Genomic DNA, 14,135 nt, shown 5'->3' on the forward strand with positions numbered 1-14,135 from the left:
GCCGAGAGCAAACCTGCCCGGGAACACGCCTTACACTCGGCGGGCTGCCGCGGCGGCGAACATGCGCCCACGCGTGGCGGTCAGGTCATTGAGCAGGTGCATCTCATGCTCGGCGTCCATTGACGAGCCATGCCCGGCCAATAGCCGCTGCCTCACAAATGCAAGCCTGGTCGCTGAGCTGATGAAGTGCTTCATCAGCGGACGGGCTCCGATTGCGCCGGCCCAGTCCAGTCCCTGTGTCCGTCCGCCCGGGGAAGCGACCAGACCGACTTCCTCCGTGGTGAGCCAACCCGCCTGGGCATAATCCGTGAGGCGCTGGAACGTCAGTTTTCGTTCGGCCCGGCGCAGCCAGAGCACCCCGAGGATGAAAGCAATAAAGAGCGGAAGCTGAAGTAGGAAGTAGAACTCGAAGAAGTCGGTGAACAGGACTACCAAGCCGCCGTTCCAAAGCATATGGCCTGCAATCGCCGGAATCAGGCCAACGGCGAACGCTCCGACCAGCCGTCCGGCGGACCTACCCTTGACGGCAGCCATCCCAAGGACAAAACCGAGGGAGGCCGTGAACATTACATGCGCGAAGGGCGAGAAAAGTCCGCGCATCACGAAGACCGTCAGTAGCCCGCCGAGGTCCGCCGGGCCAGCGATCGCTGATCCGAAGTAGAGGATGTTTTCCGTGAAGGCGAAACCGGCACCCACGGTGCCGGCATAGACGATTCCGTCCACCGGCCCGTCGAAGTGGCTGCGGCGGGAGAACACAAGCACGAGTACGCCAAGCCCTTTGGCCACTTCTTCGACGAGGGGCGCCTGAAATACGGGACCAACGACGTCGGGAGCGGTTCCGTCCAGTGCGACGGTAAGCATGGCCGTTACCGTGGGACCGGCCAGCAGGGTGACAGCGACCGACATACCTGCACCCCACAGCAATGCGAAAGCAAGCGCACCCCGGGGTTCTGGATCCCAGCGGTCAACCCAGCGGACGCCGAGAAAGCAGATGGCAAGGGGAATAAGCGCCAGCAGCGCGCAGAGGAACAGCGCTTCAGCCCCCAGCATCCCGGTGAGCAGTACTCCGATCCCGGCCACGGCAACCGCCGCGAAGACGAGCAAAGACCCATTCAGCATGGCGGAGCCCCCTACGGAACGCCTAGTCGGGGAGGATGCCAAACCGCCATGTGATGGCACGACTGTGGGTACAAGACCACTTGGAGATAGTGGGGAGTGCGGTATCAGGGGCCCCGTTCCCACCTGCTGCCATAGCCCCGGCCGCCGTTCGCTGTTAATTGGCCGAGGCTGGTCTGCGGGCGAGTTCATACTCATCCACACAGGATAGTTCGGCCCCGCTGCTGTGGTAGTTTTGAATGCGCAGCCACACCTTTAAAGGCCGTCCTGTGAGGCGGAGAAGGAGGAAGCGTTACATGAGTGTGCCCAACGCCGAACCCAGCGGATCAATCGCACGAGTCGTGCTCGGTGAAGCCGACATTGACCGGGCCCTGACCCGGATCGCCCACGAGATCCTCGAAGCCAACAAAGGCTCGGATAATCTCGTCCTTCTTGGGATTCCCAGGCGTGGATTTCCCCTCGCCCAGCGCCTTGCCCACAAGATTTCCCGGACCGATCCCGCAGTGGATGCTGAAGCGATCGTCGGTCGCCTCGACGTCACCATGTTCCGCGACGATCTTCGACGGCACCCAACGCGCCCTCCCGGACCAACAAAGCTGCCGCCGTCGGGCATTGACGATCGGGTTCTCGTACTGGTCGATGACGTCCTGTATTCCGGCCGCACCATCCGCGCGGCCCTTGACGCCATCGTCGACCTCGGCAGGCCGCGGAGCGTACGGCTGGCAGTGCTGGTGGACCGCGGACATCGCGAGCTTCCCATCCGGGCCGACCATGTGGGAAAGAATCTTCCCACTTCATCGGCGGAGAAGGTCCGCGTGCGCATCAGCGAGGTTGATTCGGTGGATGAAGTAGTGATCGAAGGGCCCGCATGAAACACCTTCTGTCCACCGAAGACCTCAGCCTGTCCGACGCCGTCAGGATCCTCGATACCGCGGAGGAGATGGCAGCCGTCGGCGAACGCGAGGTGAAGAAGCTCCCGGCCCTTCGCGGGCGCACGGTAGTCAACCTCTTTTTTGAGGACTCAACCCGTACCCGCATCTCCTTTGAAGCAGCGGCGAAGCGGCTGTCGGCGGACGTCATCAACTTCGCAGCTAAGGGATCGTCCGTCTCAAAGGGCGAGTCGCTGAAGGACACCGCGCAGACGCTGGAGGCCATGAGCGCCGATGCCGTGGTGATCCGCCACTGGGCCTCCGGCGCGCCCGCTCGTCTGGCCGCCTCGGGCTGGATTGATGCTGCGGTGATCAACGCGGGCGATGGAACCCATGAGCACCCGACCCAGGCACTGCTCGACGCCTTCACGCTCCGCCGGCACGTCTGCGCACTGGCCGGTCGGCCATCAACCGGCCAGGACCTGCGTGGCCTTCGGATCGTCATCGTGGGCGATGTCCTGCACTCGCGTGTCGCCCGCTCCAACCTCTGGCTGCTGAACACCCTGGGAGCCGAGGTTACGCTCGTCGCGCCGCCCACCCTCTTTCCCGTGGGAATTCAGGGCTGGCCGTGCAGGGTCAGCTTCGACCTCGACGAGGCATTGGCGGACAATCCGCACGCGATCATGATGCTCCGGGTCCAGGGGGAGCGCATGAACGCTGCCTTCTTCCCCTCCGCACGCGAATATTCCCGGACCTGGGGGTTCGATGATGACCGGCTCGCTGCGTTGGAGGCAACCGCCGGGAAAGACACCATCATCATGCACCCCGGGCCGATGAACCGTGGTCTGGAAATTTCCTCCGCCGCCGCGGATTCGCCCCGATCCACCATCCTCGCCCAGGTGCGCAACGGGGTCTCCGTTCGCATGGCTGCCCTGTACCTGCTGCTGTCCGGAGAGGACACAGCGACCACCACGCCTGCCCAGGAGGCAACTGTATGAGTGACCGCTACCTGATCAAGGGTGCAACCATGCCCTCCGGCGAGAGGGGCGTAGACATCCTGCTTGAGCGGGGACGGATCGTGGAGCGGGGGCGTGCGCTCGACGCGACGGGCGCCGTCGTCGTCGACGCCGATGGCCTCATCCTGCTGCCGGGGATGGTGGACATCCACACCCACCTCCGCGAGCCCGGCAGGGAAGACGCCGAGACTGTGGAAACCGGGACCAGGGCTGCCGCCCTCGGCGGGTACACGGCCGTCCATGCGATGGCCAACAGTTCTCCCGTGGCGGACACAGCCGGCGTGGTAGAACAGGTCCACGCCCTGGGCCGCCGTGCCGGTTGGGTTGACGTGCGTCCTGTTGGCGCCGTCACCGTCGGCCTGGCAGGGGAGCGGCTGGCGGAACTCGGAGCGATGGCGCAGTCCAGCGCCGGCGTACGGGTCTTTTCCGACGACGGTATCTGCGTTTGGGACCCGGTGCTGATGCGTCGTGCCCTGGAGTACGTGAAGGCGTTCGACGGCGTCGTCGCCCAACATGCACAGGAGCCCCGCCTGACCGAGGGCGCGCAAATGAACGAGGGCGCAGTCTCAGCTGTCCTGGGCCTGGCCGGCTGGCCCGCCGTGGCCGAGGAGAGCATCATTGCGCGTGACGTGCTGCTGGCGCAGCACGTCGGCTCGCGCCTGCACGTGTGCCATGTCTCGACGGCGGGGTCAGTGGAGATCATCCGCTGGGCGAAGCAGCGCGGAATCAACGTGACCGCTGAAGTTACACCGCATCACCTGTTGCTCACCGACGACCTCGTGCGTTCCTGGGATCCCGTCTACAAGGTGAACCCGCCGCTGCGGACCACGGAGGACGTCGAGGCACTCCGTAATGCACTTGCCGACGGCACGATCGACGTCGTCGGCACGGACCACGCACCGCACCCGTCCGAACACAAGGAGTGCGAGTGGGCGCAGGCCGCCATGGGCATGACCGGGCTCGAAACCGCGCTGTCCGTGGTCCAGCACAGCATGATCGAGACCGGGCTGATGGGCTGGGAGCGGTTCGCCGAGGCCACGTCGATCCTCCCCTCGCGAATCGGGCGGGTCGGGGGCCAGGGCAGGCCGCTGGAGGTGGGCGAAATGGCGAATGTCACACTCGTCGATCCGGCAGCCCGGTGGACGGTCGATCCCCATAAAATGGCTACCAAGGGCCGCAACAGCCCGTTCGCAGGACTGGAACTGCCCGGTGCCGTTGTCGCCACCTTCTTTGCCGGCCACCCCACAGTGCTCGACGGTGCATTGAACTCACCACATCCGTCCCGAGACGAGGTTCCCGCATGGACGTAGCAACCACCGCTGTCGTCGTTTCCCTCATCGCGATCGTCGTTCTGCTTGGTCTCATGGCTCTCGGCTGGCGGAACCGGCTGCGCAGGCAGCAGCACATCCAGCCTCCGTCGGCAGCTCCGGAGGACCGGGGAGCCCCGCTTTACGCAGCCGTCGGGCAATACGTCGTCACAACATCTGGTGGTGACTGGTTGGACCGAGTCAGCGCGCATGGACTCGGCAACAAGGCGACGGCAACGGCTGCTGTCTACTCCCACGGGCTCCTGTTCGACCGTTCGGGTGAGCGCGAGATTTACATCGCGCGGGACAGCCTGGTCGGAGTCCGGTTGGAGCGCGGTATGGCCGGGAAGTTCGTCGAAAAGGACGGACTGCTCGTGGTGACCTGGGCTCTCGGAGATGAAACCTATGACACAGGGTTCCGGACTAGGTATGCGGCGGACAAGCCGCAGCTCCTGGCTGCGGTGACCGCGCTGATCGGGGAACCGGACTCCTCAACAAACCCAACAAGCCCAAACAGCAAGGAAATACAGTGACAACACACGCGGAGGTAACGCGGGCGGGCACCGCAGCGGTTCTGGTGCTGGAAGATGGACGGACGTTCCGGGGGAGCGGCTATGGCGCTCAGGGAACGGCGCTTGGCGAAGCGGTATTTGCCACCGGCATGACGGGCTACCAGGAAACCATCACTGATCCTTCCTATGCGCGCCAGCTCGTGGTGCAGACAGCCCCTCACATCGGGAACACCGGCGTGAACCGGGACGACGCCGAATCGCGCCGAATCTGGGTGTCTGGTTACATCGTGCGCGACGCCGCCCGGCGGCCTTCAAACTGGAGATCCGAGAAATCTCTCGACCAGGAGCTCATCGAACAGGGTGTCGTGGGAATCCAGGGCGTGGACACGCGCGCCATTACCCGGCACCTGCGGGAGCGCGGCGCTATGAAGGCGGGCATCTTCTCGGGTCCGGACGCCGCACGCAGCGACGTCGAGCTGCTCGCGGAGGTAACCGCGCAGCGCAGCATGGAAGGATCGCGCCTTGCCGAAGAGGTGAGTATCGACTCAAGCTACGCCGTCGAGCCCTCCGATCATGGCTGGGAAGGGGATCCGCGCTTCACCGTGGCGGCTTTGGACCTCGGTATCAAGGCGATGACGCCCAAGCACTTCGCACAGCGGGGCGTGCGCACGGTAGTGCTGCCTGCCGACGCCTCCTACGAGGATGTTGTTGCCGCGGGAGCTGACGGCGTGTTCATATCCAACGGCCCAGGAGACCCGTCCACCGCGGACGCGCAGGTTGCGCTCCTGCGGCGTGTCCTGGACGCACGCGTGCCGTTCTTCGGGATTTGTTTCGGCAACCAGATACTTGGCCGGGCACTCGGCTTCGGAACCTACAAGCTCCGCTACGGCCATCGGGGCATCAACCAGCCCGTGCTCGACCGTCGCACCGGCAAGGTTGAAATCACGAGCCAGAACCACGGTTTCGCAGTCGACGCGCCGCTGGATGGGCCGGTGACCGCTCCCGAGGAGCGGTTCGGCCGGGTGGAGGTCAGCCACGTCAGCCTGAACGACGACGTCGTGGAGGGCCTTGCGTGCCTCGACCTCCCCGCCTTCTCGGTCCAGTACCATCCGGAAGCGGCTGCCGGCCCCCATGACTCTGCATACCTGTTCGACCGGTTCATCGATCTCATGACCGATGCTGCCAATGCCTACCGGAATGGCTCGGATGCCCCTGATGCCTCCGACGTCTCAAAAGCTCCCACCCCCGCGCAGGAAGAAAACTAGATGCCCCGCAGAACCGATCTTTCGTCCGTACTGGTCATCGGATCCGGTCCGATCGTCATCGGCCAGGCCGCCGAGTTCGATTACTCGGGCACCCAGGCACTGCGCGTCCTGAAGGAAGAGGGACTGCGTGTCATCCTCGTGAACTCGAATCCGGCCACGATCATGACCGACCCGGAGTTCGCTGACGCGACCTACGTTGAACCGATCACACCCGAGGTGGTCGAGAAGATCATCGAAAAGGAACGTCCCGACGCCATCCTCCCGACCCTGGGTGGGCAGACGGCACTTAACACTGCGATTGCGCTCGACAAGAACGGCGTTCTCGAAAAGTACGGCGTGGAGCTGATCGGCGCCAATATCGCGGCGATCGAACTCGGTGAGGACCGCGAGAAGTTCAAGGGAGTGGTTGAACGCTGCGGCGCCGAGTCCGCCAGGTCGCGCATCATCAACACGATCGACGGCGCCCTGGATGCGGCCGGCGATCTCGGTTACCCGATGGTTGTTCGTCCGTCCTTCACAATGGGCGGACTGGGATCCGGTCTCGCCTACAACGAGGACGACCTGCGCCGCATCGTGGGCCAGGGCCTGCAGTACAGCCCTACCAGCGAGGTGCTCCTCGAGGAGAGCATCCTCGGCTGGAAGGAGTACGAACTTGAGATGATGCGGGACAAGAAGGACAACGTTGTTGTCGTTTGCTCCATCGAGAACTTCGATCCCGTAGGAGTCCATACCGGCGACTCGATCACAGTTGCTCCTGCGCTGACCCTGACCGACCGCGAGTACCAGCGCCTGCGGGATATCTCGATCGCCGTCATCCGCGAGGTAGGGGTGGACACGGGCGGTTGCAACATCCAGTTCGCGGTGGAACCGGACACCGGTCGGGTAGTGGTTATCGAGATGAATCCGCGTGTCTCGCGTTCCTCGGCGCTGGCCTCGAAGGCAACAGGCTTTGCCATCGCGAAGATCGCCACCAAGCTCTCACTCGGCTACACGCTCGACGAGATCCCGAACGACATCACACGCCAGACACCGGCCTCATTCGAGCCGACCCTGGACTACGTCGTAGTGAAGGTTCCGCGCTTCGCGTTCGAGAAATTCCCGGCGGCGGATCCCACCCTCACCACCACCATGAAGTCCGTGGGTGAAGCGATGGCCATGGGTCGTAACTTCACTGAAGCACTGCAGAAGGCGCTGCGATCGCTCGAACAGAAGGGCTCACAGCTGACGTTCGACTCAATCAACGATTTCGAGGTGCCAGACCTTATCGAGGCGGCCAAGCGTCCCACGACCGAGCGGCTTTCGCAGGTCCAGCGTGCGCTGCTGGGCGGAGCCACCGTGGAGGACCTTTATGCCGCGACGGGCATCGACCCATGGTTCCTGGACCAGCTTGTCCTGCTGAACGAGGTGGCCGCCACCGTGCGGAAGGAAGGTATCAACCCCGGATCCCTGCGCCTGGCGAAGCGCCACGGGTTCTCCGATGAACAGATCGGACTCCTCACGCATACCCCCGAGGCCGTTGTGCGCGGGGTCCGCCACGCGCTGGATATCCGCCCGGTCTTCAAGACCGTGGACACGTGCGCGGCCGAGTTCGCGGCATACACGCCGTACCACTACTCCTCCTATGACGAAGAAGACGAAGTCGGGCTGCATGCCAAGCCGTCCATCATCATTTTAGGATCCGGGCCGAACCGGATCGGGCAGGGGATTGAGTTCGACTACTCCTGCGTGCACGCGACTATGGCGCTGCGCAAGGCCGGATACGAGACCGTCATGGTCAACTGCAACCCCGAAACCGTCTCCACCGACTATGACGTTTCCACCCGGCTTTACTTCGAGCCCCTCACGCTCGAGGACGTGCTCGAGGTCATCGCCGCGGAGGAGCGCACGGGCGGAGTTATGGGTGTTTTCGTGCAGCTCGGCGGCCAGACGCCGCTGAAGCTGGCGAAGGAACTGGCCGACGCCGGTATCCCCATTCTCGGGACCTCTCCGGAGGCGATTGACCTGGCGGAGCACCGCGGCGAGTTTGCGCGGGTGCTGGATGAGGCGGGGCTCATCGCGCCGAAGAACGGCACCGCGGTGTCCTTCGAGGACGCGCGGGGCATCGCTAACGAGATCGGCTATCCGGTCCTGGTGCGCCCATCGTATGTACTCGGCGGGCGCGGCATGGAAATTGTGTATGACGAAGCGAACCTGTCCCGCTACATCGCCAACGCCACCGAGATTACCCCGGACCATCCCGTCCTGATCGACCGGTTCCTTGAGGACGCGGTGGAGATCGACGTTGACGCCCTCTACGACGGCAAGGACCTGTACCTCGGCGGCATCATGGAACACATCGAGGAAGCCGGCATCCACTCCGGTGACTCGGCATGCGTCCTGCCACCAATCACCCTGGGTGCAAACGTGCTTGAGCGGGTTCGCACGGCAACCCACGCCATCGCGGAAGGCGTGGGAGTCCGCGGCCTGATCAACATTCAGTTCGCGCTGGCATCGGATGTGCTCTACGTCCTTGAAGCTAACCCGCGCGCCTCGCGGACGGTGCCCTTTGTTTCGAAGGCGACCGGCGTGCAGATGGCGAAAGCCGCCGCACTCATCGGCACCGGCGTGACCATCCACCAGCTTCGCACCGCTTACAAGATGCTGCCGGAAACCGGAGACGGCGGGGGTCTTCCGCTGGACGCACCGGTTTCCGTGAAGGAGGCAGTCTTGCCGTTCAGCCGCTTCCGTACTCCCGAGGGGAAAGTTGTGGACTCCCTCCTTGGTCCGGAGATGCGTTCGACGGGTGAGGTAATGGGCATCGACAAGCACTTCGACACAGCGTTTGCCAAGAGCCAGGCGGCGGCGAACAACGCCCTGCCCACCTCTGGAAAGGTGTTTGTATCCGTTGCAAACCGCGACAAGCGCTCCGTGATCATGGGCGTGAAGCGTTTGTCCGACCTGGGGTTCGAGATTATCTCCACCGGCGGGACCGCCGATGTCCTGAGGCGCAATGGAATTCAGGCCACACCGGTCCGCAAGGTTGCCGAAGGCAGCAGTGCCGAAGGTGAAGGCACTATTGCGGACCTCGTCGTCGCTGGGGACATTGACATGGTCTTCAACACCCCCTCCGGCGGTGAGGCTCGAAGCGACGGTTATGAGCTCCGCGCAGCCGCAACGTCCATCGGTATCCCGTGCATCACGACGGTTGCCGAGTTCAATGCCGCAGTTCAGGCGATCGAAGCGCTGCGCACTTATCAGTGGTCGGTCACCAGTCTCCAGGATCACGCCCGCGCCATCCGCGGGGAAACCGTAGTGGCAAATGCCTGAGCCGAAGGCGACCTTCGGCGCGCGCCTTGCCTCCGCCGTCGAACAGTGGGGGAGTCTGTGCGTTGGCGTGGACCCTCACGCATCGCTTCTGGAGGCCTGGGGACTCGAAGACACGCCGGAGGGCCTGCGGCGTTTCTCCCATACAGTCCTGGACGCGGTCTCCGGTCGGGTAGCTGTCATCAAACCGCAGGTGGCACTGTTTGAAAGGCACGGGTCGCGCGGGTTGGCCGTCCTTGAGGACCTCCTGGTGCGGAGTGCGGCCAACGGTTTGCTGACGATCGCGGACGCCAAGCGCGGGGACATCGGATCCACCATGGCCGGTTACGCCGACGCGTGGCTCAAGGACGGCTCGGCACTGGCTGCCGATGCCGTTACCCTCAGTCCGTACCTCGGATTCGAATCCCTCCGTCCGGCATTGACGGCAGCGCGGGAGTCAGGGCGCGGCGTCTTCGTCCTGGCGCTGACCTCCAACCCGGAGGGGGCATCGGTACAGCACGTGGGCGGTGAGAATTCGGTGGCGCAGAGAATAGTTCGCGCTGCTGCCCAGGAGAACCTGGCGGACGGTCCGGGATCGGTGGGCCTGGTGATCGGCGCGACGGCGGGAAAGGCCGTGCGGGAGCTTCGCCTGGAGCTGGGGTCGCTAAACGGCCCCATCCTGGCCCCAGGGGTCGGAGCGCAGGGGGCCGGTCGGACGGAACTGGATACGACGTTTGCAGGTGCAACAGGCGTGGTCCTGCCCAACTCGAGCAGGGAGATCCTGCGAGCCGGACCGGAAGTGTCTGCGCTCAGGGAAGCGGTCCAAGCAACCCAGAACGCTCTGAGGACGACGGCGGATGCGGCATCCGGAACGGATTGATTTTCTGCCGTCCGAGCGGATAGGTTCAGTGCAAGCCCAAACTACAGATCCGTGACTGCCGGTGCTTCAGCCGACGGTTCCAACTGCTTAGGGAGCACGAGTGAGTTTGAAGCCCCTCACCGACAGCGAACGAACATTGGCGCGGGAGAAAGCCACCGCGGCGCGGGCGGTGAGGGCCGAGCTGAAGTCCCGGCTCAAATCGGGAGACATCACCGTTGGCGAGGTCATCAACGGCCACTCGAGTGAGGAAGCGATCGGAAGGCTTCGTGTCCTCGACCTGCTCAAGGCGCTTCCGGGCGTCGGTGAGAAACGGGCGGCAGGGATCATGGATGCCGTCGGGATAGCTTCCACCCGCCGTGTACGCGGACTGGGCGTCCACCAACGGCGTGCGCTGATCGAGCATCTGAGGCATCATTCGGCGAATAGCCGCCCCTAGAGAGAAGGAAGCATCTTGTGAATCAGCCGCGGCTGACCGTGCTCGCGGGCCCAACGGCTGTGGGTAAAGGCACGGTATCCACCTACATACGCGACAACTATCCGGAGGTCGCGCTCTCTGTTTCGGCTACCACGCGCCCGCCGCGTCCGGGCGAAGTGGAGGGCGTGCACTACCACTTCGTTTCGTCCGAAGAGTTCGATGCCCTCGTTGAATCCGGCCAGATGCTCGAATGGGCGCATGTGCACGGAAGGAACCGGTACGGAACGCTGCGCCGGACCGTGATCGACGCGATGGCCGATGGGAAATCGGTGCTTCTGGAGATCGATCTGCAGGGCGCGCGTCAGGTCAAGGAGACCATGCCGGAGGCGAATTTCGTGTTCCTCGCGCCACCCAGCTGGGAAGAAATGGTCCGCCGATTGGTGGGTCGGGGCACTGAAACCGCCGAGGAGCAGCAGCAGCGGCTCGAAACCGCTAAACTGGAACTAGCTGCAGAACCGGAATTTGACCACACGGTGGTCAATGACAACGTCCAGCGTGCAGCAGATGAGCTTGTTTCACTGATGGGCCTGACCGCGCACGCACACTAAAGAGCGAGCGCGGCGACTGAACGGCCCAGCGAATATTGGAGATTTTGTGTCAACTCAGCCCGAAGGCATCATCAACCCGCCGATCGACTCCCTGCTGGAGGCGTCGGACTCAAAGTACGCGCTCGTGATCTACGGGGCCAAGCGTGCGCGCCAGATCAATGCCTACTACTCGCAGCTGCATGAGGGCCTGTTCGAGTATGTCGGCCCGCTCGTGGATACCCGGCTGAACGAGAAGCCGCTGTCCATCGCCCTTCGCGAGATCAACGAGGGCATGCTTGTCTCCTCGCCGGAGGTATCGGAGTAGGTCAACAGATACTCTGCTGAACGAATGCGCATCGTACTGGGTGTAGGAGGAGGGATCGCTGCCTATAAGGTGGCGTCCCTCCTTCGTTTGTTCACCGAGGCCGGACACGGGGTGACCGTCATCCCCACGGAGGCCGCCCAACGGTTCGTGGGGACTGCCACCTGGGAAGCGCTCTCCGGAAATCCGGTCAGCAACAACGTGTTCGACGCCGTCGACCAGGTTCGCCACGTCCGTCTTGGTCAGGAAGCGGACCTGGTGGTCATTGCGCCGGCTACAGCGGATTTACTGGCGCGCGCCGCCGCGGGTATGGCTGATGATCTGCTGACGGGTACGCTCCTGGTCACCCGGGCACCGGTCCTGTTCGCACCGGCCATGCATACCGAGATGTGGCAGCACCCCGCAACGGTTGCCAACGTCGCCACCCTCAGGGGACGCGGCGCCGTCGTGCTCGACCCGGCGGTTGGCAGGCTAACCGGCACCGACACCGGTCCTGGGCGCCTACCGGAGCCGGCGGAGATCTTCCACGCAGCCCTGAATCTCTCCTCGGCGCCGGCGAACGGAACGCTCGCCGGGCGGACCGTCACCATCACGGCCGGCGGGACGCGGGAACCTCTTGACCCAGTCAGGTTCCTGGGCAATCGCTCGTCGGGCAAGCAGGGCGTAGCGCTGGCCCAGGCGGCGCTGGCCGCGGGCGCAACCGTGCGATTCATCGCCGCCCACATGGAAGTCACTCCGCCACCGGGAGTGGAGCTCACCGTCGTCGAAACTGCCGAGGAGCTGCGGAAAGCCACGCTGGAGCTCGCGCAGACCTCGGACGCGCTCATCATGGCCGCGGCAGTCGCGGATTTCCGTCCCGAGTCAGTGTCGGAGACGAAAGTCAAGAAGCGCGACGACGGCGAGGACCCGGTGATCACCCTGATCCGCAACCCGGACATCCTCAAGGAGGCCGTCCAGCAGCGCGATGCCGCACTCACGCCGCAACTGATCATCGGATTCGCAGCCGAGACGGGGGATGAGAGCGGCGACCCACTGGCGCACGGCCTGCAGAAGCTCAAGCGCAAGGGGTGCGACCTGCTGATCCTCAACACCGTCGGCCGTTCGCTCGTTTTCGGGCAGGACTCCACCGAGGTAACCATCCTTGATGCACACGGCGCCGAACCGGAAACCGTGAGCGGAAGCAAGAGCGAGGTGGCCGGAGCAATTCTTGCGAGGGTCGCCGCGGCCCTCCCTGCGGGCGGCTGACCGACCTTTGGCATCGGAGGCCGCCGTAGTAACCGGTCACACAACCCGTCCGAGCCGTAGCCGAACCAAGTAGAGTGATCACGTGAATTCACCCCATATGCCCAACTCCATGACGCCTTCTTCGTTGCGACTGTTCACCTCGGAATCGGTGACCGAGGGTCATCCCGACAAGATCTGCGACCAGATCAGCGACGGCATCCTCGATGCGTTGCTGGCCGCTGATCCCCACTCCCGGGTGGCCGTGGAAACCCTGGTCACAACCGGTCTGGTCCATGTCGCGGGCGAAGTCACCACCGATGCGTATGTCGAGATTCCCGAGATTGTCCGCGAAACCATCCTCGGCATCGGCTATGACTCGTCCGCCAACGGCTTCGACGGCGCCCGGTGCGGTGTGTCCGTCTCGATCGGGCAGCAGTCCCCGGAGATCGCATCCGGAGTTTTCAACTCCCTGGAGAGCCGGCAGGGGACCGGCTCGGACGCTTATGACGCCCAGGGCGCCGGAGACCAGGGCATCATGTTCGGTTACGCCAGCGACGAGACGCCCGTCCTGATGCCCACCCCCATCTGGCTGGCGCATCGTTTGTCGGAGCGGTTGACGGAGGTCCGCAAGGACGGCACCCTTTCGTACCTGCGGCCCGACGGCAAGACACAGGTGACCGTCGGGTACGACGGCGACATCCCGGTGAGCGTTGACTCGATCGTCATTTCGTCGCAGCATGCGCAGGACGTGAGTCTCGATACGCTGCGTGGTGACCTGGTGGAGCACGTCATCAACCCGGTGCTTGCCACGTCCCCCCTGGACGTCTCGAACGTCCGCCATATCCTCAATCCGGGCGGCGAGTTTGTGATCGGCGGCCCGGTGGGTGACGCCGGTCTGACCGGACGCAAGATCATTGTCGACACCTACGGTGGAATGGCCCGCCACGGCGGCGGTGCCTTCAGCGGAAAGGACCCCTCGAAGGTTGACCGGTCCGCCGCGTACGCGATGCGCTGGGTTGCGAAGAACGTGGTTGCGGCCGGCCTGGCCCGCCGCGCCGAGATCCAGATCGCCTATGCGATCGGCATGGCCCAGCCGGTGGGCATCTACGTGGAGACGTTCGGGACCGAGCAGGTTGATCCGGCGGCGATCGGTTCGGCCATTCGTGAGATCTTCGACCTCCGTCCGCTGGCCATCATCAACTCGCTGGACCTGCTGCGTCCGATCTACCAGAAAACTGCGGCGCACGGCCACTTCGGCCGCGAGGGCGAGGGCTTCAACTGGGAGCTCACAGACCGTGTCGACAACCTCAAGAGCCACTTCAACGCGTAGGAGCTTTCCC

At 64.2% G+C, this 14,135-nt stretch carries 13 protein-coding genes; 12 read left to right on the plus strand and 1 reads right to left on the minus strand.

Features of this window, described 5'->3' with window-relative positions; genetic code table 11:
• Positions 1-30 precede the first annotated feature (30 nt).
• The gene (locus ACX80C_RS00300; RefSeq protein ID WP_459324234.1) at positions 31-1,119 is read right to left on the minus strand and encodes a PrsW family intramembrane metalloprotease; all 1,089 of its coding nucleotides are present in this window, start codon (positions 1,117-1,119) and stop codon (positions 31-33) included.
• 293 nt (positions 1,120-1,412) lie between these two features.
• Between ACX80C_RS00300 and pyrR the strand changes: the two genes are divergently transcribed.
• From pyrR to metK, 12 genes are all read left to right on the plus strand, one after another.
• Positions 1,413-1,988 carry a bifunctional pyr operon transcriptional regulator/uracil phosphoribosyltransferase PyrR gene (pyrR, locus tag ACX80C_RS00305; protein WP_459324235.1) on the plus strand — a complete coding sequence of 192 codons (576 nt, stop codon included), beginning with the start codon at positions 1,413-1,415 and terminating at the stop codon, positions 1,986-1,988.
• Entirely contained in the window at positions 1,985-2,983 is a 999-nt protein-coding gene (locus ACX80C_RS00310) for an aspartate carbamoyltransferase catalytic subunit (protein WP_459324236.1), read from the plus strand. The genes pyrR and ACX80C_RS00310 overlap by 4 nt, the downstream gene beginning before the upstream one ends.
• Complete coding sequence (locus tag ACX80C_RS00315) at positions 2,980-4,311, plus strand: dihydroorotase (protein WP_459324237.1); 1,332 nt, start codon at positions 2,980-2,982, stop codon at positions 4,309-4,311. Before ACX80C_RS00310 ends, ACX80C_RS00315 begins: the two co-directional genes overlap by 4 nt.
• A complete protein-coding gene (locus ACX80C_RS00320) occupies positions 4,302-4,841 on the plus strand; it encodes a PH-like domain-containing protein (protein ID WP_459324238.1) in 540 nt (179 codons plus the stop codon). The genes ACX80C_RS00315 and ACX80C_RS00320 overlap by 10 nt, the downstream gene beginning before the upstream one ends.
• Entirely contained in the window at positions 4,838-6,085 is a 1,248-nt protein-coding gene (carA, locus tag ACX80C_RS00325) for a glutamine-hydrolyzing carbamoyl-phosphate synthase small subunit (RefSeq protein WP_459324239.1), read from the plus strand. The genes ACX80C_RS00320 and carA overlap by 4 nt, the downstream gene beginning before the upstream one ends.
• A complete protein-coding gene (carB, locus tag ACX80C_RS00330) occupies positions 6,086-9,391 on the plus strand; it encodes a carbamoyl-phosphate synthase large subunit (protein ID WP_459324240.1) in 3,306 nt (1,101 codons plus the stop codon).
• A complete protein-coding gene (pyrF, locus tag ACX80C_RS00335) occupies positions 9,384-10,247 on the plus strand; it encodes an orotidine-5'-phosphate decarboxylase (RefSeq protein WP_459324241.1) in 864 nt (287 codons plus the stop codon). Before carB ends, pyrF begins: the two co-directional genes overlap by 8 nt.
• 100 nt (positions 10,248-10,347) lie before the next feature.
• Complete coding sequence (gene mihF, locus ACX80C_RS00340; RefSeq protein ID WP_459324242.1) at positions 10,348-10,683, plus strand: integration host factor, actinobacterial type; 336 nt, start codon at positions 10,348-10,350, stop codon at positions 10,681-10,683.
• A 17-nt stretch (positions 10,684-10,700) separates the two neighbouring features.
• A complete protein-coding gene (gmk, locus tag ACX80C_RS00345; RefSeq protein ID WP_459324243.1) occupies positions 10,701-11,270 on the plus strand; it encodes a guanylate kinase in 570 nt (189 codons plus the stop codon).
• 46 nt (positions 11,271-11,316) lie between these two features.
• On the plus strand, positions 11,317-11,574 hold the full coding sequence (rpoZ, locus tag ACX80C_RS00350) for a DNA-directed RNA polymerase subunit omega (protein ID WP_459324244.1): 258 nt from the start codon (positions 11,317-11,319) through the stop codon (positions 11,572-11,574).
• Positions 11,575-11,598: 24 nt separating this feature from the next.
• A complete protein-coding gene (gene coaBC, locus ACX80C_RS00355; protein WP_459324245.1) occupies positions 11,599-12,816 on the plus strand; it encodes a bifunctional phosphopantothenoylcysteine decarboxylase/phosphopantothenate--cysteine ligase CoaBC in 1,218 nt (405 codons plus the stop codon).
• Positions 12,817-12,925: 109 nt separating this feature from the next.
• Positions 12,926-14,125 carry a methionine adenosyltransferase gene (metK, locus tag ACX80C_RS00360; RefSeq protein WP_459324609.1) on the plus strand — a complete coding sequence of 400 codons (1,200 nt, stop codon included), beginning with the start codon at positions 12,926-12,928 and terminating at the stop codon, positions 14,123-14,125.
• Positions 14,126-14,135 lie beyond the last annotated feature (10 nt).

This window comes from Arthrobacter tecti (assembly GCF_054511355.1).

Bases quoted from the DNA above. Each gene is read 5' to 3' on its own strand.
- ACX80C_RS00300 (WP_459324234.1), bottom strand. From the start codon at position 1,119: ATGCTGAATGGGTCTTTGCTCGTCTTCGCGGCGGTTGCCGTGGCCGGG.
- pyrR (WP_459324235.1), top strand. From the start codon at position 1,413: ATGAGTGTGCCCAACGCCGAACCCAGCGGATCAATCGCACGAGTCGTG.
- ACX80C_RS00310 (WP_459324236.1), top strand. From the start codon at position 1,985: ATGAAACACCTTCTGTCCACCGAAGACCTCAGCCTGTCCGACGCCGTC.
- ACX80C_RS00315 (WP_459324237.1), top strand. From the start codon at position 2,980: ATGAGTGACCGCTACCTGATCAAGGGTGCAACCATGCCCTCCGGCGAG.
- ACX80C_RS00320 (WP_459324238.1), top strand. From the start codon at position 4,302: ATGGACGTAGCAACCACCGCTGTCGTCGTTTCCCTCATCGCGATCGTC.
- carB (WP_459324240.1), top strand. From the start codon at position 6,086: ATGCCCCGCAGAACCGATCTTTCGTCCGTACTGGTCATCGGATCCGGT.
- pyrF (WP_459324241.1), top strand. From the start codon at position 9,384: ATGCCTGAGCCGAAGGCGACCTTCGGCGCGCGCCTTGCCTCCGCCGTC.
- coaBC (WP_459324245.1), top strand. From the start codon at position 11,599: ATGCGCATCGTACTGGGTGTAGGAGGAGGGATCGCTGCCTATAAGGTG.
- metK (WP_459324609.1), top strand. From the start codon at position 12,926: ATGACGCCTTCTTCGTTGCGACTGTTCACCTCGGAATCGGTGACCGAG.